Annotated in this window: 22 protein-coding genes and 1 other annotated feature; of the genes, 16 read left to right on the forward strand and 6 right to left on the reverse strand. The window is 46.2% G+C overall.

Annotated elements, in window-relative coordinates; all coding sequences use genetic code 11:
• The first annotated feature begins 18 nt into the window (after positions 1 to 18).
• From QZ371_RS07425 to QZ371_RS07445, 5 genes are all read left to right on the forward strand, one after another.
• Positions 19 to 234, forward strand: a complete 216-nt coding sequence (locus tag QZ371_RS07425) for a hypothetical protein (protein WP_295211216.1) — start codon at positions 19 to 21, stop codon at positions 232 to 234.
• Between the two features lie 22 nt (positions 235 to 256).
• Positions 257 to 568, forward strand: coding sequence for a hypothetical protein (locus QZ371_RS07430; protein WP_295211218.1), 312 nt, complete (start codon positions 257 to 259; stop codon positions 566 to 568).
• A 347-nt stretch (positions 569 to 915) separates the two neighbouring features.
• Positions 916 to 1,143: a binding site (T-box leader), on the forward strand.
• A gap of 67 nt (positions 1,144 to 1,210) precedes the next feature.
• Positions 1,211 to 2,413, forward strand: a complete 1,203-nt coding sequence (ilvA, locus tag QZ371_RS07435; protein WP_295211221.1) for a threonine ammonia-lyase — start codon at positions 1,211 to 1,213, stop codon at positions 2,411 to 2,413.
• Positions 2,414 to 2,544: 131 nt separating this feature from the next.
• Positions 2,545 to 2,919: a RidA family protein gene (locus tag QZ371_RS07440; RefSeq protein WP_295211224.1), complete on the forward strand. Its 375-nt coding sequence runs from the start codon at positions 2,545 to 2,547 to the stop codon at positions 2,917 to 2,919.
• 235 nt (positions 2,920 to 3,154) lie between these two features.
• The gene (locus QZ371_RS07445; protein WP_295211307.1) at positions 3,155 to 4,417 is read left to right on the forward strand and encodes a chloride channel protein; all 1,263 of its coding nucleotides are present in this window, start codon (positions 3,155 to 3,157) and stop codon (positions 4,415 to 4,417) included.
• 182 nt (positions 4,418 to 4,599) lie between these two features.
• Here QZ371_RS07445 and QZ371_RS07450 read toward each other — a convergent pair whose 3' ends face one another.
• The 3 genes from QZ371_RS07450 to rpsT form a co-directional block, all read right to left on the reverse strand.
• On the reverse strand, positions 4,600 to 6,255 hold the full coding sequence (locus tag QZ371_RS07450) for a glycosyl hydrolase (RefSeq protein ID WP_295211225.1): 1,656 nt from the start codon (positions 6,253 to 6,255) through the stop codon (positions 4,600 to 4,602).
• Positions 6,256 to 6,525: 270 nt separating this feature from the next.
• The gene (locus tag QZ371_RS07455) at positions 6,526 to 7,371 is read right to left on the reverse strand and encodes a glycosyltransferase (RefSeq protein ID WP_295211226.1); all 846 of its coding nucleotides are present in this window, start codon (positions 7,369 to 7,371) and stop codon (positions 6,526 to 6,528) included.
• Between the two features lie 188 nt (positions 7,372 to 7,559).
• Positions 7,560 to 7,811, reverse strand: coding sequence for a 30S ribosomal protein S20 (gene rpsT, locus QZ371_RS07460; RefSeq protein WP_022287631.1), 252 nt, complete (start codon positions 7,809 to 7,811; stop codon positions 7,560 to 7,562).
• Between the two features lie 356 nt (positions 7,812 to 8,167).
• On the opposite strand from rpsT, the gene gpr reads away from it, so the two are divergent.
• From gpr to QZ371_RS07510, 10 genes are all read left to right on the forward strand, one after another.
• Positions 8,168 to 9,037 carry a GPR endopeptidase gene (gpr, locus tag QZ371_RS07465; protein ID WP_295211230.1) on the forward strand — a complete coding sequence of 290 codons (870 nt, stop codon included), beginning with the start codon at positions 8,168 to 8,170 and terminating at the stop codon, positions 9,035 to 9,037.
• Positions 9,038 to 9,374: 337 nt separating this feature from the next.
• Positions 9,375 to 10,790: an ABC transporter substrate-binding protein gene (locus QZ371_RS07470; protein WP_295211232.1), complete on the forward strand. Its 1,416-nt coding sequence runs from the start codon at positions 9,375 to 9,377 to the stop codon at positions 10,788 to 10,790.
• A 316-nt stretch (positions 10,791 to 11,106) separates the two neighbouring features.
• Positions 11,107 to 11,733 (forward strand): AAA family ATPase, encoded by a 627-nt coding sequence (locus tag QZ371_RS07475; RefSeq protein ID WP_295211233.1) that lies wholly within the window; start codon positions 11,107 to 11,109, stop codon positions 11,731 to 11,733.
• Between the two features lie 240 nt (positions 11,734 to 11,973).
• Complete coding sequence (locus tag QZ371_RS07480) at positions 11,974 to 12,576, forward strand: AAA family ATPase (protein ID WP_295211235.1); 603 nt, start codon at positions 11,974 to 11,976, stop codon at positions 12,574 to 12,576.
• Positions 12,577 to 12,599: 23 nt separating this feature from the next.
• Positions 12,600 to 13,091, forward strand: a complete 492-nt coding sequence (gene ybaK / locus QZ371_RS07485) for a Cys-tRNA(Pro) deacylase (protein WP_295211238.1) — start codon at positions 12,600 to 12,602, stop codon at positions 13,089 to 13,091.
• A gap of 141 nt (positions 13,092 to 13,232) precedes the next feature.
• Positions 13,233 to 14,588, forward strand: a complete 1,356-nt coding sequence (locus tag QZ371_RS07490) for a MurT ligase domain-containing protein (RefSeq protein WP_295211242.1) — start codon at positions 13,233 to 13,235, stop codon at positions 14,586 to 14,588.
• A 1-nt stretch (position 14,589) separates the two neighbouring features.
• The gene (locus tag QZ371_RS07495) at positions 14,590 to 15,330 is read left to right on the forward strand and encodes a glutamine amidotransferase (protein WP_295211244.1); all 741 of its coding nucleotides are present in this window, start codon (positions 14,590 to 14,592) and stop codon (positions 15,328 to 15,330) included.
• Between the two features lie 27 nt (positions 15,331 to 15,357).
• Positions 15,358 to 15,741 (forward strand): hypothetical protein, encoded by a 384-nt coding sequence (locus QZ371_RS07500; protein WP_295211247.1) that lies wholly within the window; start codon positions 15,358 to 15,360, stop codon positions 15,739 to 15,741.
• A 27-nt stretch (positions 15,742 to 15,768) separates the two neighbouring features.
• Complete coding sequence (locus tag QZ371_RS07505; protein ID WP_295211249.1) at positions 15,769 to 17,487, forward strand: DNA mismatch repair protein MutS; 1,719 nt, start codon at positions 15,769 to 15,771, stop codon at positions 17,485 to 17,487.
• Positions 17,488 to 17,506: 19 nt separating this feature from the next.
• Positions 17,507 to 17,941, forward strand: a complete 435-nt coding sequence (locus tag QZ371_RS07510; RefSeq protein ID WP_295211251.1) for a GNAT family N-acetyltransferase — start codon at positions 17,507 to 17,509, stop codon at positions 17,939 to 17,941.
• Between the two features lie 90 nt (positions 17,942 to 18,031).
• Here the strand turns inward: QZ371_RS07510 and QZ371_RS07515 are convergent, their stop codons facing one another.
• The 3 genes from QZ371_RS07515 to QZ371_RS07525 all read right to left on the reverse strand — a co-directional run bounded on the left by QZ371_RS07515 (position 18,032) and on the right by QZ371_RS07525 (position 20,344).
• Positions 18,032 to 18,757 carry an amino acid ABC transporter ATP-binding protein gene (locus QZ371_RS07515; RefSeq protein ID WP_295211254.1) on the reverse strand — a complete coding sequence of 242 codons (726 nt, stop codon included), beginning with the start codon at positions 18,755 to 18,757 and terminating at the stop codon, positions 18,032 to 18,034.
• Positions 18,744 to 19,436 (reverse strand): amino acid ABC transporter permease, encoded by a 693-nt coding sequence (locus tag QZ371_RS07520; protein ID WP_295211257.1) that lies wholly within the window; start codon positions 19,434 to 19,436, stop codon positions 18,744 to 18,746. Before QZ371_RS07520 ends, QZ371_RS07515 begins: the two co-directional genes overlap by 14 nt.
• 125 nt (positions 19,437 to 19,561) lie before the next feature.
• Positions 19,562 to 20,344 carry a transporter substrate-binding domain-containing protein gene (locus tag QZ371_RS07525; RefSeq protein ID WP_295211260.1) on the reverse strand — a complete coding sequence of 261 codons (783 nt, stop codon included), beginning with the start codon at positions 20,342 to 20,344 and terminating at the stop codon, positions 19,562 to 19,564.
• Between the two features lie 246 nt (positions 20,345 to 20,590).
• On the opposite strand from QZ371_RS07525, the gene nadA reads away from it, so the two are divergent.
• A complete protein-coding gene (nadA, locus tag QZ371_RS07530) occupies positions 20,591 to 21,514 on the forward strand; it encodes a quinolinate synthase NadA (RefSeq protein ID WP_295211262.1) in 924 nt (307 codons plus the stop codon).
• Positions 21,515 to 21,674 lie beyond the last annotated feature (160 nt).

Below are 21,674 nucleotides of genomic sequence, written 5' to 3' on the forward strand. Positions count from 1 at the left end.
ATGATAGCGGTGATGAATGTGACGAACAGGACGAAGGAGCAAAAGGGCGGACTTTGCTGGGGACAGCAGCTCAATATTATGGCGGCGTTTGCGAATTACCTCGGCGAGGGAATGACAGCCGATCAGCTTGGGCTGCTTTCGGCATTTTTGCAGTCGGTGGGCGAATCGCTGGACGTTATCGCCTCTGCAAGACAGCTTTGCGAAAACAGCCGGCAGGATATTATCGGAGAATAGAAACGAACAGGAGAGAAAACATATGGGACTTTTCAGCAAAAGCAAAAACAAGGGTACGCCCTTAAAAGAGCTTGAAAGATATCACGGCAAGCGGATATCATACGTTGTTGAGCGCATCGGAGCGGAGGAGAACGTTATCGGGCGAACAGGGGGCATTTCCGTTGACGATGAAAAGCTTGTGGTGGTCTGCGACGGACACGAGGTCGCAAGGTTCGATGTGAAAGGTCTTGTCTGCGCCGAGCTTATGAGCCACAATGGTGCGGATATCAAGGGCACAGATGTGTCCACAGGCAAACAGCGCCACGTCGTTGTTCATTATGCCAACAAAAGGTGACAAAAATCGGCAGGAAAGCTCCTGATTTTATGTGCGATTTTTTCAAACATACTTGCTTTGCACATAAATCTATCACATAAGGGTGATATCATATATACAGTCGGGAAGGAAAGAACGAAAAGAAAATCCTCCCGACGGTATAAATCAAGCTTTCGTGATTGTTTTCTTCATATATTTTTCTATACTTCCTTAATGAATAAAAACCTGCATTTCGGTGCGGGTTTTTATTTTTTTGCGTATAGATATCAGCACATTGCCTTAAAAAATTCATTATATTGCTGTTGACAATTCATATTTATGGTGCTATAATGTTTGTATTGAATGAATATGATGAATAAATGAATATGAGAAAAGCTGAGACGGGAAAGGTGACGGTGCGAATACCTCGCAGAGAGCGGACGTTTGGTGAAAGTCCGCAGGGATAACAGCGTCAGGATCATCTCCGAGCTGGTCGGCCTAAGCGAAAGTTTTAAGCAGACCCGGTGCTCTCACCGTTAAAATGAGATATGAGTGGCGGAAAGTTATTTTCCGCAATCAGAGTGGTAACACGGAGATATTATGTCTTCGCCTCTATATAGGCGAGGGCTTTTTTATTTCATATTTGTCTTTTCGGTATCAAATTAGAAAAAGAGGTTGTTTTTTATGCTTACACTTGACAAGGTTTTTGACGCTTCAAACGTGCTTAAAGAGGTCATCAGACCAACTGCCTGCATTTATGCGCCAAAGGTCAATCCTGACTGCAATGTTTATCTGAAAACAGAAAATCTTCAGGTAACAGGATCCTTTAAGGTGAGAGGTGCTTACTATAAGATTTCACAGTTGTCAGATGAAGAGAAGTCTCACGGCGTTATCGCTTGCTCAGCCGGCAACCACGCACAGGGCGTTGCGCTGGCAGCTACAAAGAACGGTATCAAGTCTATAATCTGTCTCCCTGACGGCGCTCCTATCTCAAAGGTAGAGGCTACAAAGGGCTATGGCGCTGAGGTATGTCTCGTTCCCGGCGTTTATGACGACGCCTATGCAAAGGCTATCGAGCTGAGAGACGAAAAGGGCTATACATTCATTCACCCATTCGACGACGAGAACGTTATCGCAGGTCAGGGAACAATCGGCCTTGAGATACTCAATCAGGTGGCAAATGCCGATGTTATCGTTGTTCCTGTTGGCGGCGGCGGACTTATCTCGGGCGTTGCCTTCACAGTAAAGCAGCTCAAGCCAAACGTTAGAGTTTACGGCGTGCAGGCTGAGGGCGCACCTTCAATGGTAAATTCCCTCAAGGACGATAAGATCGAGTGCCTTGACAGCGTACATACTATCGCCGACGGTATCAAGGTAAAAGAGCCGGGCGAGCACACATTTGAATACTGCAAGCAGTATGTTGACGGCGTAGTTACAGTTTCGGACGATGAGATATCTTCTGCGATCCTCCACCTTATCGAGAAGCAGAAGCTCGTTTCAGAGGGCGCAGGCGCAACACCTGTGGCTGCGGTTATGTTCAATAAGATTCCTGACCTCAAGGGCAAGAACGTTGTATGTCTCGTTTCGGGCGGCAATATCGACGTTACCATACTTTCAAGAGTTATCAAGAGAGGTCTCCTCAAGTCGGGCAGATCAGATACTCTTACTATCCAGCTTGAGGATAGACCAGGTCAGCTCAGAGATGTTTCCGCTATCATCTCAAAGCTCGGCGGAAATGTTGTTTCAGTTCACCACGAGAGAGCAAGCGAGGACAGCGATATCACCGATTGCCTGCTGAGACTTGTGCTTGAAACAAGAAATTACGATCATATCAGAGATATCAGACAGGCTCTCACAGCCGCAGGCTTCAAGATCGTAAACAAGTAATGAAAATCGTATCAAATAGTGCATTGGATTGTAGGGGACGGCGTCCTCGACGTCCCACTTGTTTGTACGAATTTTAATAAACATAATTAGTATTAGTGTAATTTAAATATTATAGATAGGAGTAGATAAAAATGGCAGAAGTTGTTTACACAAAAAACGCACCGGATGCGATCGGTCCATATTCACAGGCAATGAAGGTTGGAAACCTTGTTTTCACATCTGGTCAGATCGCAATTGACCCGGCAACAGGCAATGTTGAGGCAACAACTATCGAGGAGCAGACACATCAGGTGTGCAAGAACCTCACAAACGTTCTTGAAGCCGCCGGCACATCTATCGGCAAGGCTGTCAAGACAGTATGCTTCCTCAAGAATATGTCTGATTTCGGCGCATTCAACAGCGTTTACGGCGAGTATTTCACATCAAAGCCAGCACGTTCCTGCGTGGCTGTTAAGGAGCTTCCAAAGGACGTTCTTGTTGAAGTTGAGGTAATTGCTGAGGCATAATGCCTTTCAGCGGTGCTGAGAAATTGTAGGGGCGGCCTAAGGTCGCCCTTTGTTTTATAACCGAAACAGGCGGGACGTCGAGGACGCCGTCCCCTACAATCGACGTTCGCCCATTGGTTACATTGACAGATTTGTAGGCGGATAATGTTCGCCCTTTGTTTTTACAGGCTTGAAAATATGCAAGCCTTATGGGGAAAGTATAGATATATGAGGTAATCAGTAAATTATGTTAAATATGGAATTTGTCAAGGCGAAAATGCGGACGGTGAAAAAGTTCAGCCTTGCCTTTGTCAAGTGGGTGTTCATAGCCTGCGCTGTGGGCGTTATCGGCGGAATAGTGGGTTCGCTCTTTCATCTTGCGGTAAATTTCGCAACAGATTTCCGCCTTGCACATAGCTGGACGCTTTATTTGCTGCCCATAGCAGGCCTTTTCATCGTGTTCAGTTACCGTGCCTGCAAGGTGGACGAGGAAACTGGCACGAACCTTATAATAAGCTCGGTGCGAAGCAATATCAAAGTGCCGCTGCTAATGGCGCCGCTTATCTTTATGGGCACGGTGCTGACCCACATAACAGGCGGTTCGGCAGGCCGTGAGGGTGCGGCTTTGCAGCTTGGCGGAAGTCTCGGCGCAAAGGTGGGGGAGCTTTTGAAGCTTGACGAAAAGGACTCCAGCCTTGTGATAATGTGCGGAATGAGCGCAGTTTTCGCTGCACTTTTCGGCACGCCGCTTACGGCAACATTTTTCGCAATGGAAGTAATAAGCGTCGGCGTTATATACTATGTCGGCCTTGTGCCCTGCATAGCTTCGTCACTCATCGCATATAAGATTTCGATATTGGCAGGCCTTGCGCCCACAAAATTCAACATTGGCGGAGCGATACCAAAGCTTTCAATGGTCTCCGTTGCGCAGATTGCAGGGCTTTCAGCGCTTTGTGCGGTCATATCCATCGTCCTTTGTATGGTAATGGAATTTACCCATTCACGCTTTAAAATTTATATGCCCAACACCTATCTGCGCATTGCAATAGGCGGCGTTGCGATAATATTGCTGACCCTGCTTATCGGCACAAGAGATTACAACGGTTCGGGCGTGGACGTTATCGTGAACGCTATCGAGAGCGGCAAAGCCAATCCCGAAGCCTTTGTGCTGAAAATAATCTTCACAGCCATAACGATAAACACAGGCTTCAAGGGCGGCGAGATCGTGCCAACGTTTTTCATCGGCGCAACATTCGGCTGCACAGCAGCGCCTCTGCTGGGGCTTGACCCTGCCTTTGGCGCAGCGGTAGGCCTTGTGGCGCTGTTCTGCGGCGTTGTGAACTGTCCGGTGGCGTCGATACTGTTGAGCTTTGAACTTTTCGGCGGCGGAGGACTTATCCTCTTTGCGGTGGCCTGCGGCGTAAGCTATATGCTTTCGGGCTATTACGGCCTTTACAGCAGTCAGAAGATTATGTACTCAAAGACAAAGCCGGAGTTTATAAATATTAATGCGAAATAAAAGCAATCAATTATGAACCTGTCAATTGTAGGGGCGAACATCGTTCACCCGTTGTCGACAGTCAAAAAAAGAGTATGAGCAATAAGCCCATACTCTTTTTATTTAGATATTGTCAGAATGTAGGGGCGACCCGTGGTCGCCCGTTTGGTTTGTAGCTTTTTCTATTGCATTAACCTAATTTATTACTTATGCTCTTCAAGATACTTCTCCGTGTCCATTGGATAGCACTTGAGGTTCGGAAGCTCGTCCAAAGTGAGCACACGCTCGCTGTTGTAGATCTTGTTCCACTCGTCAAAGCTTGTGTACTGATCTGAAAGCTGCTTGTCCTTGATGCAGAATTCTCCGTTCCAGGTCGAGAAGAATGACCAGCGTGCGCCGTCGTTGAAAGCGGCGTCTGGGTCGAACATCGAGCCGTTCTCGGTCATTGCGATTATCTTGTTTGTGGAAGTGCTCTTCTTGAGCAGATCGTAATATTCCTTCTGTGAGGAGCTGTCCTGCTCGGCCGGATAGCAGTCGTAACCCATTATGTCAACGTACTCGTCACCCGGGTACCAGTCAGGGTTCTGTGCGTTCCATACCCAAATAAGGTTGTTAAGTCCGTACTCGTTTGTGAACTTGTCGTACATAAGCTTCCAAAGCTGGAGATAAGCGTCCTTGCCGGCTGAACCCCACCAGAACCAAGCGTTGCCCGGATATTTCGGGTCGCCTGCCGCCTCGTGGAGAGGTCTCCAAAGGATAGGCACGTTTGCGTCTGCAAGCTGCTTGAGCACCCCTGCCATATGGTCAAGGTCGGCGATGATAGCGTCGTAGCCCTCGGGATCTTCGCCGTTGAGTGCCTTTGCAAGGTCAAAGTCGGTGTATTCGGAATAGAAGCCCTGCCACCAAGCGCCGCCGTTCTTTTCAAGGTTCTTTTCCGGCGCATACCAATGCCAGCAAAGTGAAACTATGCCGTTTTCGTTGTTGTACCAGTCCATAGCCTGAAGCGGAACCATATCTCCGCCGCCTGCTTCGTGAGCAAGTGCGCTGTTTGAAAGGTTTAAAACGTCCAGACCGAGGATAGCAGGCTTCTTGCCTGTGTATTTCTCGATCTCCTTGAACTCACGGCTGTCCTTGCCCTCGTTGTCGCCCGAGAACTGACCTGAGATTGTGTACTTGCCGTAAACGTCCGTAAGGAAGTTGAAAAGTCTCTTCGCCTCGTCGGAAGCGTTAGGGTTTGAAAGCTGGTTTGAAACCTCATACTGTGAAAGGTCGATAGCAGGCGCAGGTGTGATCGTGATCTTGTCAATGTAAATGTGACCCTGGTCGGCCTTTATGCCGATGGTATGCTTGCCCTCGTCGATAAGAACGTTCTCTGCAACTGTCTCGCCAAATTCTGTTGTTGTGGACTTGAATGAAGTCAGCGAAGCGCCGTCAACTGTGATGAGGTTTGACTGACCCTCAGCGTCAGCGGCCATTGTAAGTGTGATGTTGTAGCTGCCCTTTGCAGGAAATTCAACTTCAAAATCAACTTCATCACCCGAAGAGCTTATTGAAACGAAGCCGTCGCCCGAAAAATCGCCGAGGAAGTTCTTGTCAAGCACCACTGCACCTCCCGAAAGAGTTCCTTTTTCCGCCTCAGACTCGAACTTGAAGTCCTCAGGCACGTCATAATCGTTTGTAACGTCTGAAAGATCAAGGTTGCCCATATCTTCAACAACAGGTGCTGTGGTGGTCGTGGCAGCCGTGCTGTCTGCGCCGGAAGCCGTGCTGCTGTTGCCTGTGCTTGAACAGCCTGCCGCCGCACAAGCCATTATCACCGCCATACAAGCGGCAAGAGTTCTTTTGATGATGTCTCTCATAAAATTCTCCTTATCTCAAATATCATATTTGGAATATTCAAATTTTCATAAAGCCTGTTATTCAAAAATGCTTTATGATATCCTCTACTTTTAAATATAACATATACAAAACCGTTGTCAATAGACAAATACAATGTTTTACACCACGTTCAAAATTGATAACGTTTACTTTGTCCGCCTTTGCAATATCATAAAAATATATGAACCCCGCAAGTGCGAGGTTCATATTTTCATATATCTATTATTATATTTAACAAAATCACGTTATGCCTATTTGCGCAGGAAGGTCTTGTATACCCAGCGAGTAAATTTTCTCGGGAAGATGAACAGCCCAAGCTGCAATGCACAGGGCATAAAAAAGTCCTTGAAATTCGTGTAGCCCGAGCGGTAGATTATCCAGCGCACTCTGATAAAAGCCTTTGTGTGCAGCCAGCTTTTGCGGATATCCACGGTGTTCTCGTCAATGCGGTAGCGCACAAGCACTTCGGGGATATTCTGCCCCTTTGCGCCGTTTTGCAGCATTCGTGCGATAAATTCGTAATCCTCGCAAAGCTTCAAGTCGGAATAGCCGCCGATCTTCTCCGCAAATGACTTTCTGAACGCCACGGTCTGCCGATTGAACGGGTTGCGGCGCTTTGAGAACGCCACGATATCTTTTTGCATAACAGGAACTTTCTTCACCGAGACCACCTTGTCGGTGCCACTGTCAAATTCCTCCACAAACGTGCCCGTGATATCGAGCTGCGGCTTCACGGCGAAAAGCGTCATCTGCTTCAAACAGCGGTTTGGCAGGGAAATGTCATCGCTGTCCATTTTGACGATGTAATCGCATTTGCAGGCCTTTATGCCCTCGTTGTAAGCCTTTCCAACTCCCACGTTCTCGTCTATCTGCACGATGTGGAAAATGTTCTTGAACTCGTTCTGAAAGGATTTCACGATGATGTTCAGCTCGCAAGTGAGCTTTCCGTCGCACACCAGCACAAAATCCGACGGCGGATAGGACTGCATAAGCATTGACTCAAGGCTCTCGTTAAGGTTCTCGGGAAGCTCACGGTCATAGACCGACATAAGCACGCTGTATTCGGGCAGCGTATACTTGCCCACACGATAAGTCATATGACCCCTCCCCACACACAAAGTTCCATACAGCGCACAAAATGCCGCCGTATATACACAAACATTGTATCACATCAGCAAAAAAAAGTCAACATCGGCATACAACATTCTGCCGCTATGAGGTCAAAAAAGCGCAAAAAAAGACCGCTCCCCAAAAGGAACGGTCAGAAAAGTTGAGCTAAAGAGAATTAGCCGAGCTTCTTAGCAAGCTGGGAAACCTTTCTTGCAGCAGCATTCTTGTGCATAATGCCCTTTGTGCAAGCCATATCTACCTTCTTGATAGCAGCTCTTACTACTTCTTCCTTGTTCTCTGCGTTCTCAGCGACAGCAGCGTCAGCCTTCTTGAGCGCAGTCTTAAGATCAGACTTTACAGCCTTATTTCTCATAGTCTTAGTGTTGATGACCTTGACTCTCTTCTTAGCGGATTTAATGTTCGGCATACCGAAACCTCCCTCAATTCTGAATAAATTTGCACTTATTTGCACAAGCTATCCGCAGACTGAGAGGAAATGCGGAAAGCCCTTTAAACAAGCCTCGTGAATTATTTTACCACAGTTCGCAGAAAAATGCAAGGGGTTTGGTGAAAAAAATAGTAGATTTTTTGACTGAAAAATTGTGATATCATACAAAAGCCATAAAAGACAAACGCTTTTGACGGGAAACTTAGTGTAGGGGCGAACATCGTTCGCCCGTTGGGTATGATGAGTGTATCACATATCTGTAAACCACGTATTTTCAATTATACTATGTATAATGCAAAAAAGCAAGCGAACGATCAAAAGGGAAGGGATAAAAAATGGGAATAAGAACAGATATGGCGGCGGAAGCTTTTTCGCAGGCCGGCGGAGCAGGGAAGCTTGCTGGCGTGAAAGTCATTACGAAAACAGACCAAAACACAAGCTTTGAGATCACGGACATCACTATCCAAAGCATTGAAGCGGCGCAAAAGCTTGGCAAGCCTGTTGGCCGATACATCACAGTCCGTGCAAGCGACCAGCCTTTCGATATGTATAGCGACTGCTTTGAGGACAGGGCGGAGCTGCTGGCGGATATCATCAAAAATCTTTGCGGCGGCGCAGATAAAGCCCTCGTTGCAGGACTTGGCAACAAAAGCATCACCCCCGATGCCGTCGGCCCGTTGGCGGCGGAAGAAATTTTCGCAACACGGCATATAAAGCGCCTTTCTGCAGAGCTTGACTGCGGCGATCTTGCCGAAATAACTGCGGTGTCAACAGGCGTGCTTGGTCAAACAGGCCTTGAAGCGGCGGAGCAGGTGAGCGCCCTGACAAAGCTGGTCGAGCCGCAAGTCGTCGTGGTGATAGACGCCCTTGCTTGCAGCGAAATGGACAATCTCGGCCGCTCCGTTCAGCTTTGCGATACGGGCATATCCCCCGGCAGCGGCGTTGAAAACGCACGAAAAGAGCTGTCTGAGAACACCCTCGGCGTGAAATGTATCGCTATCGGCGTGCCAACAGTCGTCGACCTCACCACGGCGGCGGAGCACATTTTCGGCTCACAAGCTCCCGATACCGCCGAAAATATGATAGTCACCCCCAAAAGCGTTGACCGCCTTGTGCAAAATTGCGCAAAGCTCATCGCAATGGCGGTGAACAGGGCTTTCCATACCTCGCTGACACAAGAGGATATCCAATCGCTGGTGTTTTGATGAATTAGTGAAAAGATAGTGCATGACAAGTGTAAACTTTTTGTGAATTAAAAGTCGTGTATCAAAGAAAACGTTTTCTGAAAACGTATACTTGACGAAATATAGCCTCCCTTTGGCATAATTAACAAAAACGAAACCGTTTTATATTGCAAAATGCTGATTGACTAATTTTCAACTTTTTGTTATCATAAGAATAGACGAAAAATAAGCGTTATGATGAGTGCTCGGACGGGCTGATGTTTTCCTGCCGTGTCCTTGGGTAAGGGCATTTGTCAGTCGTAACAGATGAACGTTTTTGGGTAAGGAACATTCGTCTATTATCAAGGAGGTTATTCTAATGAAAATGACAAAGAGAATTATGGCTGCTGCTTGTGCACTTTGCCTTGCTTGCGGTATGGCTGCTTGCGGCAGCTCATCAAGCGATTCTTCATCTTCTAAGGCTGCCGCTAAGGCAATGACAGACGATCAGAAGAATCAGGTAGAGGCACTCAAGGATAAGCTGCCTGACGTTGAACTTGCAAACAAGACGATCAAGTGGATGGCTCACTATGACATCAACCCTAGCGATGGTAAGTCTGAGTCTCCTGATATCTCACTTTTCAAGTCTAAGTACGGCGGAAAGATCGAGTACGTTCAGACAACTTGGGAGAACAGATATACAGACCTTGCTAAGGCTGTTATGGCTAACGATTCACCTGACTTCTTCCCAGCTGACGATATGGACGCATTCCCTAAGGGCGCTATCAAGGCAATGTTCGAGCCTATCGACGATGTAGTTGATCTGAGCTCTGACATCTGGTCTGATTCACAGACACTCAACGATTCGTTTATATTCAACGGCAAGCACTATGTAGCTGCTATCGACGTAAGACCACAGTACGTTTGCGTATATAACAAGAATACTATCTCAGACTTCGGTCTTGACGATCCTGCAGAGCTTTATGCTAACGATGAGTGGACTTGGAGCAACTTCACGGATATGTGTCTCACTTTCACAGACGCTGAGGCTGACAGATACGCTCTTGACGGTTACTGGTACGGCAAGGCTCTTAACGATACTTGCGGATATCCTCTGATCGGTCTTGAGGACGGCAAGATCGTAAACAATATGGGCAAGGCTGAAGTTGGCGCAGTTCAGGATCTTATGTACAATCTTGAGAAGAACAACGTTGTATTCGATAGATCAAGCAACAACTGGAAGACAAGAGGCGACGGCGCTAACGGTGAAGGCCTTGGCTCACAGCTCACACTCTTCATTCCTATCGGTACTTGGGCGATCGAGGATACAGCTGAGAATACAAAGACATTCGGCAGCATCAAGGACGGCGAAGTTATGTTCGTTCCAATGCCAAGAATGGACGATTCCGATAAGTACTATGTATCTACCGTCGTAAACGGCTACCTCCTCTGCAAGAATGCAAAGAACAAGGAAGGCTATGCTGCATTTGTAAACTGCTGCAAGGTAGCAAACTCTTCAGTACAGAACATCACAGAAGAACAGCTCAAGGACAACTATGGCTGGACAGACGAGATGATCGAGATGAGAAATACTATCTACGAGCTGGCTAGAGAGAACCCTGTGTTCGACTTCCAGGACGGCGTATCTGCTGAGCTTTCAACACTTATGCAGACAGTTAACCAGGCTACAATGATAACAGGCGGCGGAGCTACAACTTGGACAGAGTGCGTTGCCGAGAACGAAAAGGGTGTTGACTACATCCTCAAGGAAGCTAACTCAAACATCGAAGGCTAATTTGATTTAGCGATCTAGCGGACGTGTTTAAATAACAATATTTTGCGGAACGATATTCGTATCGTTCCGCTTTTTGTTTGCCTGCATATATTTTTGTCCGAAAACTTTTCGGCGATTTGCGCAATATATTGTTTTAAAAGGGAAGTTTGCAAATTGCACAAGAAAATTTATATAAATTTGTGCAAGAATTTATCGATTTTTTATGTACAAATCACAAAAAATGTGCTATAATATAAATACGTTAAGAGAGAAGGACAAAAACAACGAAAGTTGCTTAACTATCTTAACGAACATTTCGTGAAAGGGGATATGTGTTATGAAATCTATTATTACGATCAGCCGAGAATTTGGCAGCGGAGGACGTGAGATAGGTAAGAGGCTCGCTGATGAGCTGGGCATTCCTTTTTACGATAAGGAACTGCTGGAAATGGCTTCAAAGGAAAGTGGCATTTGCCAAGAGCTTTTCGTGAAGAATGACGAGTCCTATACCAACAGCTTTCTGTTTTCCCTCGTTATGGGCAATTATCCTGTAAGCGCCGACGGCAGGATCAATCCTGATATGCCGCTGAACCATAAGATCTTCCTTGCACAGTTTGAGACTATCAAGAACGTGGCAAAGAAAGGCCCTTGCGTTATCGTCGGCAGGTGCGCAGATTATGTGCTCAAGAACGAGCCAAACGTTATCGACTTCTTCATTTCGGGCAATACCGCTGAAAAGAAAAGGCGTATCCTCGAAAGATATGATATTGAGAAAAACAAGGCGGAGGACTTTATCCGCAAGACCGATAAGCGCAGAGCTTCCTATTATAATTACTACACCGATATGAAGTGGGGCGAGGCCAAGAACTATGACCTCTGCATAAACTCTTCCAAGACCGGCGTTGACGGAGCTATCCAGCTTATGAAGGACTATATCAAGATAAAAGAATCCAGAGCTGATTAACTGCTCGATAGATCGAAAACGATCAACATTAATTACGAATTTTCCAATTTAATTCATTTTACTTTCCTTACTACGAGATAGGGCTGACCTTTTGGGTCGGTCCTTTTTCGTTTTGTACAAATTTGCAGAAATATATGCAAATGTCGGAATGTATATAAAGTGTAATAATTTTGTCATTGACAACTAAAAGGAAATATATTATAATGTTATTAAAGAAAAATTCATAAAGGAGATGCAAAAATGGCAGAGATCAAGGTCGTAACTATCGGAAGGCACTATTGTGCAGGCGGTTCAAGTATCGGTAAGCTGGTGGCTGAAAAGCTGGGCATACCCTGCTATGACAGAGAAATTATAGATATGGCGGCGCAGAAAAGCGGTATCCAAATGACAGAGATACAAAAATATGAGGAAGCCGTGCTCAACGTGCTGAAAACGCCTATAAACCTCTTCTCAAAGGAAAAGGAATACCCCATAACGGAGAAAATTTTTGCCGCCGAGACCGAGGTCATAATGGAGCTTGTCTCAAAGGGCAGCTGCGTTATCGTGGGTCGATGTGCGGATTTTATCCTCAAAAACAAGGTCAAAACGCTGAACGTTTTCATCAACGCAAGCTTTGAAAAGCGTCAGGAATGTGCAATGGAAAAGCATAATGTTCCCGACGACGAGGTCGCTGCAAGGCTCAAAAAGTACGATAAAAAGCGTGCGGATTACTATAATTCCAACACAAACAAAAAATGGGGAGAAATGTCAAGCTATGATATGTGCCTTGACAGCGGCAAACTGGGCTATGAAATGTGCGCCCAAATAATCGCCGATACAGTCAAATTATCAAAACAGGGGTAAAATTTTTACTCGGAGTGATAAAAATGTCAAAGGAAAAAGAGGTCAAGACCAACGCAATGCGTATCCTTGACCGCAACAAGATAAAATATAAGGTTAATACATACGATTGCGGCGAGTTCATCGACGGCGTCCATATCGCTGATATGCTGGGTCAGCCCTATGAAAGCTCTTTCAAGACCCTCGTGACCGTGGGCAAAAGCAAGAATTATTACGTCTTTGCCATACCAATAGCGGCGGAGCTTGATATGAAAAAAGCTGCCAAAGCCGTGGGTGAAAAGTCGGTTGAAATGCTCCACGTCAAGGATATAAATTCCGTGACGGGCTATATCAGAGGCGGTTGTACGCCATTGGGAATGAAAAAGCAGTACGTCACCGTGGTGGATAGATCGGCGGTGCAGTTTGACGAGATAATAATAAGCGGCGGACGTCTCGGCTCGCAGATAGTCCTCGACCCGAAAGACCTCATCAAGGTCACAAGAGGCAAATTCGAGGCCATAACGGCTGAGGAAGAATAACAAATAACGGAAATTTTTGCGGCGGACGGCTTTGGCTGTCTGCCCTTTTTTGCTGTGACGTAGCCACAGCAAAAAAGCTTGACATTGTGGCGTAATTGGGTTATTATTATTTTATACGATTAAATTTTAGGAGACGCTTAAATGAGTATTAAAAACGCTTTTACCATTATTTTCGGCAAGCTTATGGTCAAAACGCTGCACCTGCTGGGCAGAGACGCAGGCAACTTTCCCGGCCTTGTGCTCTGGACTATAAATAAAGACTGCCTAAAGGCTTTCAAGGTCGATTGCCCCATTATCGCCGTAACAGGCACAAATGGCAAGACCTCAGTCACAAATTACCTCAGCCATATCTTCGCAAGCGGCGGCAAGAAAATAATAACAAACCCCGAGGGCAATAACCTCGATACAGGCATATGCTCCCTACTGCTCAACCATTGCGATATGAAGGGCAGAGTGCACGCCGATTACCTTGTGCTGGAAACTGACGAGTCCCACGTCCCCGTGGTATATTCAAAGCTCAATTTGCAGACCCTCGTCCTGCTCAACTTCTTCCGTGACCAGCTGGATAGAAACGGAGAGGTGGAGACCCTTATCCTCAAAGTCAAAAAATTCCTCGAAACTTTCGAGGGCAACGTCGTCCTTAATGCCGACGACCCTAATGTGGCAAGACTTGGCCTTGCCAACCCGAAAAATAAGAATATCTACTATTTCAGCGTTGATAAATACTCAGGCGCAACGGACAAGCCTTATGAAGTCGGCGAGGGCAAATTCTGCCCATTCTGCGATACCGAGCTTGTCTATGACTATTATCAGTATTCCCATATCGGCAAATTCCATTGCCCGAAATGCGGCTTCGGCAACGTAACGCCAGCGGTGCAGGTGAAAAATGTCGATCTCTCCGTGCCGTCCTTTGAAGCCGACGGCGAGACCTATAAGACAGCCCACAACAGCATTTACTATATGTATAATATGGCAGCGGTCTATACCGCCGCAAAGCTTTATAACTTCGATAAGTCCATCCTCCACGATACATTTGAGCATTTCGAGGTCAATAACGGCCGACTTGAAAAGTTCGAGATCGAGGGTTCGAGCCTTCTTGTGAACCTTGCAAAGAACCCTGTTGGCGCAAATATGACCCTGCGTGTTATGAACGAACATCAGGGCGCAAAGGAGCTTCTCTTCGTCCTCAACGACAATCTTGCGGACGGCCACGACGTTTCTTGGATATGGGATATAAACTTCTCCGTTTTCAAGGACGTTGACAGAGTTATAACTTCGGGCACAAGAGCCTATGATATCGCCATAAGAATTAAATGTTCGGGCTATGACCCCGAAAAAATATTCGTCTATCCCGACCTTGATAAAGCCGTCACCGAGCTTTTCAAGACCACAGGCGATAAGTTCGCAATCGCAAATTACACCGCTATCCAGCCGACAAGAGCCGCTATAAAACGCTATAAGAACTCAAAGTCAACAGAAAATGGGGAGGAAAACTAAAATGGAAAAGCTGAAAATTCTTCATATGTACCCCAATATGCTTGACCTCTATGGCGACAGCGGCAACGTCGAAGTGCTTTCCTATCGCTGCAAAATGCGTGGTATCGAGCTTGAAGTCTCAAAGCACCTTATCGGCGACAAGGAGACCGACTTTACGCAGTATGATATTATCTACCTCGGCGGCGGAGCAGACTTTGAGCAGCAGATTTTGGCAGACGACCTCGTCTCCTGCAAGGACAGCATTATGGAAGCCTATAAAGCAGGCACATTTTTCCTTATGATCTGCGGCGGCTATCAGCTTATGGGTCAGTATTATAAGGACTCAAACGGCGAAAAAGTCCCCGGTCTAGGGCTTTTTGACTATTATACCGTGGCTTCGACAGATAAAAGGTGCAGATGTATCGGCAATATCGTTATCGAGACCCAGCTTGAGGGCGAAAACTATAAGGTGATAGGCTTTGAGAACCACGGCGGACAGACTTCAAATGTCAAGTCCCCATTCGGCAAAGTCCTTTCGGGCAACGGCAACGAGTTTGAAAGCAGCACAGAGGGCTATATGGAGAAAAACGTCGTTGCGACTTATCTCCACGGACCGCTGCTCTCCAAAAATCCAAAGCTCAGCGACCATATCATCTCCTATTGTATGACAAGAAAGCTTGGCGAAAAGTACACCCCTGCGCCGATCAACGATAAGCTTGAAGAGGATTGCCGCAAGCAGCTTTTTGACCGCTTGGGCGTATAGACTGTATAGATTTCAAGGTGCAAAAATATGTTTTCACTTTTCAGAAAGAAACAGCAGGGCGATGAACCGCCGCTGAAAAAGAAGATCAAAGATATGAAATGCCGCAAGATAAATTACGTCGATGAGGGCTTTGACTCGCTGGGCGAGGAAATGTCCGCCGACCCGAAAGCCATTCTGCGGCTGAAGCCTGTAAATTACTATGCAATAAAAAATAAGTATATTATGGGAAAAGTGTATACTTCCGAAGATTACGAAGAAAATTACGTCCAGTTTTTCCGATACGAGTATGAGCACGAGTGCGGAAAGACCGATATCTACCCGCTTTCGGCAGAACTTCTTGCGAAAGCCCTCGCCAAAGTCGGCATAATAATAAATTTAAAAGACCTCAAAAAAGACAATAACGACCAATGACCCATAATACATAATAGAGGTGCAAAAATGGCTTCACAATACGACGAATTTGACATAAAAACTTCCGTTGTCGATCTGCTTTACCCTTCCGTGGAAAAGCACAACGCAATGAAAAAGCGCTCCGCCGCTTTGGACAAGCTCCCACGGGATTTCGTGGATAATATGGAGCTTGACAAGGTGGCGGATATCATCACGCCCCATTACCAGTATCGTGTAATGAGACTCTTTTCCGAGCTTTGTGACGATGAGGAGATAATAAACTACCGCCTCGATATCCTTGATGATTTCATAAATCTCCCAGCCCTCGCCACGACCATTAAGAAAGTCATAAACATAATGGTTGAAAACGACCGCCGCAACGTCTATAACCTCACCACTCCCGATAGCTTTTCCCAGCTTGACGACGCCATAAGCGGTTTTGACGCCTATATCGAGTGTATGGAAGTTATGCACGCTTTCTATGAAAAAATGCAGGATAAGATACAGTCCGAAGGCGTGAAAAAGCTTTTCGGCTTCTTTGAGGAGCATTACGGTGATAAGCATTATATCTCGCTGAAAAAAGAGGTGGACGACCTCAAAAAAGCTCTCACCAACAGGATAAGAAGCATAACCGTTGCGATAAATCTTGACGAGCGCCTTGTGCCGATATCCGCCGGAATAATCGACCTTTCCAGCGAAAGATACGGCCTAAAGCCCTCTCTTGTCGACCGCATAATCTATCACGGAGCGAAGTTCAACGAAAAAGCCGTGGTGAAAAATCTCCGCCATAGGTACAATGAAAGCGAAGTCACCGATGAAAAGATCGTAAATACTGTTGATAAGACCCTCTTTGACGAGCTTGACGATTTGACGTCAAAGTATGTGAAAATGATCGGCGAAGTGCTTGGCGAGTATCAAAAAGCAGGCATTGCCGATATGCGCTATATAGATTATCAACTTGAGTATTATATGGGCGCAGTCCAGATGATAGAAGCCTGCGAAAACAGCGGCGTGAAAATGTGCCGCCCGAAGCTTTTGCCAATGTCCCAGCGCAGAGCGGTCATAAAGGACATTTTCGACCCCGTTTATTTCCGTGAAAGCAAAATGTATAACCTCAACCATAAGGACAAAAAGTCCGTCGTCACAAACGATATAACCTTTGACGATGACGGAGCGTTTTACGTCCTCACAGGCGCAAATAACGGCGGAAAAACCACCTTTCTCCGTGCAGTAGGCTTGTGTCAGATATTGGCACAAACAGGGCTTTACGTCCCTGCTTCCTATTGCGAGATCTCAATGGTGGACTATATCTACACACAGTTCCCTAAAGAAGAAAAAACAGGCATTGATACCAGCCGCTTCACAACCGAGATAAAAGAGTTCAAAGCCATAAGCGACACTATCACAAACCATAGCCTGCTGCTTATGAACGAGTCTATCCAAAGCACCACTCCGAGAGAGTGCATAGAAGTTGCCTGCGAGCTGCTGAGAGTTTTCTGCAAAATGGGTGTAAGAGGCGTTTTCGCCACCCACCTTGTCGATATCGCATTCAAGACCGTGGAGCTTAACAAGGACGACACCCTGCGCTCAAAGCTAGTCAGCATTGTGGCCGACGCAGACGAGCAGACGGGCGAGCGCAAGTACAAAATAGTCAAAGGAATGCCGAGGGATAACAGCTTTGCCGAAACTATCCTCAACAAGTACGGCATTGATATGGCGTCTATCGAAAGCAGGATAGGCAAAATGGATTGGCAAGAAAAAAACTAAAGTTTTTAGGAGCATACATATGGAATACAGTATGAAGATAGCAAAAGGCATTGAAAACAACCGTGACGCAAAGCTTATAAGGCAGGCGGTGTTTATCGACGAGCAGGGCTTTGTCAATGAGTTCGACGATATCGACGAAAGAGCCGTCCACGCAGTTTTGTATCTCGGCGGTTTTCCCGTTGCAACAGGCCGACTGTTCGATATCGACGGCGAAGCCCACTTGGGCAGGATAGCCGTCCTCAAAGCCTATCGTGGCAAAGAGCTTGGCAGAGCTATTATGGAGGCTTTGGAGGAATATGCCGCAAAAGCAGGCTATAAATCCACCAACCTTTCCGCTCAGCTCAGAGCGCAGAAATTCTACGAAAAGCTGGGTTATGAAGCCTACGGTGATATCTATCACGATGAATACTGCCCACATATAGCAATGAAAAAAGCCCTTGCGGCGGATAAATAAGGCATAAATATCACACAAAAAAAGGCAGCCGATTTGTTCGGCTGCCTTTCGCATTTATAAACAATACGCAATATAAGCAATATAAAAAAATCAAATGATCTTCGACAAAAATTCCTGCAATCTGGGATTCTTAGGGTTTGCGAAAAATTCCGACGGCTTGTTCTGCTCGAGGATATTTCCGTCCGCCATAAACATAACCCTTGAAGCCACCTCTCTCGCAAAGCCCATTTCGTGGGTGACTACCACCATAGTCATTCCGTCATTTGCAAGCTGCTTCATAAGCTCCAGCACCTCGCCTACCATTTCAGGGTCGAGCGCCGACGTCGGCTCGTCAAAGAGCATGACCTCCGGATCCATTGCCAGCGAACGTGCGATAGCTATACGCTGCTTCTGTCCGCCCGAAAGCCTTGACGGATATTCGTCCGCCTTGTCGGGAAGCCCAACACGCTCAAGAAGCTCCTCAGCACGCTGGTCAGCCTCCTGCTGGCTCATAAGCCCCAGCTTAACAGGTGCAAGGGTGATGTTCTTTCTTATGGTCAGATGTGGGAAAAGATTAAAGTGCTGGAAAACCATTCCCATACGCTGTCTGAGCTTGTTCATTTCGTGCTCATTTGCCTGCGTGATATTCTCGCCCTCAAAGAAAATATCTCCCGAAGTCGGCCTCTCCATAAGGTTAAGGCAGCGCAGGAACGTTGACTTGCCCGAGCCCGATGGTCCAACGATAACTACCTTTTCACCCTTTTCGATAGTCTCGCTTATATCTTTGAGAACTTCGACCTCGCCGAATGATTTGCTAAGATGTTTAACGTCTATCACTTTGCGACAGCCTCCTTTCAAGCTTTCCGACCAGGTGCGTCAAAAGAAGCACCATTGCAAGGTAAATGATCGCAACTGTAATAAGCGGCATAAAAGCCGAGAACGTCTGCGAACGAATGATATCGCCGCCCTTTGTAAGGTCTTGTATAGCGATATATCCTGCAACGGAAGTTTCTTTCAAAAGCACTATACACTCGTTTGCAAGAGCAGGGAGCACGGTCTTGAACGCCTGAGGCAGGATAATTGATATCATAGTCTGACGATAGCTGAGACCAAGGCTTCTGCCTGCCTCAAACTGACCGTTGTCTACCGACATTATACCCGAGCGGACGATCTCAGCCACATAAGCGCCCGAGTTCACGCCGAAAGCCAGCACCGCAACAAGTGTCTTGTCGATATTCACGCTGCCGAAAATAACAAAGTAAGTGATAAGGAGCTGAACGACCATAGGCGTTCCTCTGATAACTGTAAGGTATATCCTGCAAAGGACGTTGAGCACCTTCATCTTGCCCGTCTTATCGTGTGTCGAGCGGACGATAGCCACAAGAAAACCCAGCACAAAGCCGATTATCACCGCAAAGAATGTTATGATAAGTGTTGTTTTAAGACCGCTGGTGAGATAATGCCAACGATCTTTTTCCAAAAAATTCTGACTAAAGTCAGCGATCAGTTTGTTCAATTCAGCACTTCCTGTTCTGTACAAAAATCTAAAAATAGTGTTGTTGGTATCGTGATCGGTATAATTTATCGCTTTAAAATAATTTCGGCTGCCGCTTACGACAGCCGATAAAATTCAAGATCTGATTACTTCTTTCTAACGATTATTACCTGGCTGGAAGAAGTGTAAGTGTCAGAGAAGAGCACGTTCTTTTCTCTGTCCGGAGTAACAGTCATACCTGCAACGCCAACGTCAGCCTTGCCCGACTGAACAGCGGAGATGATAGAATCGAAAGCCATATCGTCGATCTTCAGCTCATAACCAAGCTTGTCGCAAACAGCCTGCATCATATCAGCGTCGATACCAACGATCTTGTCGTTTTCCTTGCTCTCATATGGAGGGAACTCAGCATTCGTTGCCATAACAAGAGTACCCTTGTCTCTCTTAACGTCAGCAGGAGAAGTGTAAGGGCTCTTGCCAGCGTCGTCGCCAACGTAGTTGTTCTTGATAGCGTCGAGAGTGCCATCGTCCTTGAGTTCCTTAAGTGCGCCGTTGATAGCAGTCTGAAGCTCTGTATTGTCAAGCTTCATAGCGATAGCGTACTCTTCCTCAGCGAAAGGCTCGTCGAGTATCTCAAGGTCGTCATTCTTTTCAACAAATACCTTAGCAGGCTCAGAGTCGATTATAACAGCGTCGATCTTGCCCTGCTTGAGAGCCTGAACAGCGTCAGCACCCTTGTTATACTTTTCAACGTTAGCGTCCTTAACGTCCTCAGCGTAGATATCGCCTGTTGTACCAAGCTGAACGCCGATAGTCTTACCCTCAAGGTCGTCAACGCTGTGAACAGTATTAGCAGGCACGCTTCCGCAGCCGGCGAGCATAGTGATACCCATTGCAAGTGCAACAAGTCCGCAAGTAATTTTCTTCATAAAAAACATTTCCTTTCCGTATAAATCAATATCAGATATAAAAAGCTTCAAAAAAGCATTTACTCTTCCTATTATAACTGAACCCGTCAATTTTTGCAATAGCTTTTTTAACTAAATTCATATACATTTTATGAACTTTTATTACGGCGGCGAAGCCGTCGTAATAAAAGTGTTGACAAACACAAAAATTCATACTATAATTATATGGTATAATTCTGTCAAAAAACTTTTAAAAAGGTGATAAAAATGATAAAAGACGTGCAGGAAAAAATTCTGAAACTGAAAAAGGAAAAGGATATCTGTATCCTTGCCCACAGCTATCAGGCGAAGGAGATCGTTGAGATAGCAGATATCACAGGCGATTCCTACAAGCTCAGCGTTGAGGCTCAGAAGGTAAGCAACAAGAATATCCTTATGTGCGGTGTGCATTTTATGGCAGAAACTGCTAAAATGCTTTCTCCCGACAAGAACGTTTACCTTGCAAACCCCGGCGCAGGATGTCCAATGGCAGAGCAGATGGAGCCTGAGATGATCGAAATGATAAAGGCGCAGGACCCTGACCGCAAGGTGGTATGCTATATCAACACCACCGCAAAGCTCAAAGAGGTCTGCGACGTATGCGTAACTTCCTCTTCCGCCGTGAAGATCGTGAAGAATATGGACGCTGACAAGATACTCTTTATCCCCGACTGCAATCTTGGCGCATTCGTTCAGAAAGCCTGTCCCGAAAAGGATATAAAGCTTCTCCAAGGCGGATGTCCTGTACACGCTTCCGTTACAAAGGCTGATATGATCGCCGCAAAGGAAGCTCACCCTAACGCTCTTGTGCTGGTTCACCCCGAGTGTATCCCTGCTGTCAGCGAAATGGCAGATTATGTTGGCTCGACTTCCGGCATAATGAATTTTGCAGCTGAATCTGACGCCAAGGAGTTCATCATCGGCACAGAAATGTCTATCGCCGAGCACCTCCAGTACCGATTCCCGGACAAGGATTTCTACATACTTTCCAAGAAGATACTCTGCCCGAATATGAAGCTCACAACTCTTATGGACGTATACAAGACCTGCGAAGGCATTGGCAACGGCGGCGGTTTCGAGATAATTATGACTGATGAAGAGATAACCTCCGCAAGAAAATGCATAGACGAAATGATCCGCCTAGGCGGCTGATCTTTTTTAATTCGCATAGGTCTGGACTGCGGGTCTGTTCCGACTCAGCCCGAAGACTAGACAGGCATTAAACCGTACAAAGTCTTATTGGTGCGGTCTATATACTTTGTTGGTTGCGAATAATTTTATAATGCAAAAATAAAAGCGATACCATTTTAAT

It is taken from the genome of Ruminococcus sp. (assembly GCF_019423705.1).
In the GTDB taxonomy this organism is placed as follows: domain Bacteria; phylum Bacillota; class Clostridia; order Oscillospirales; family Ruminococcaceae; genus Hominimerdicola.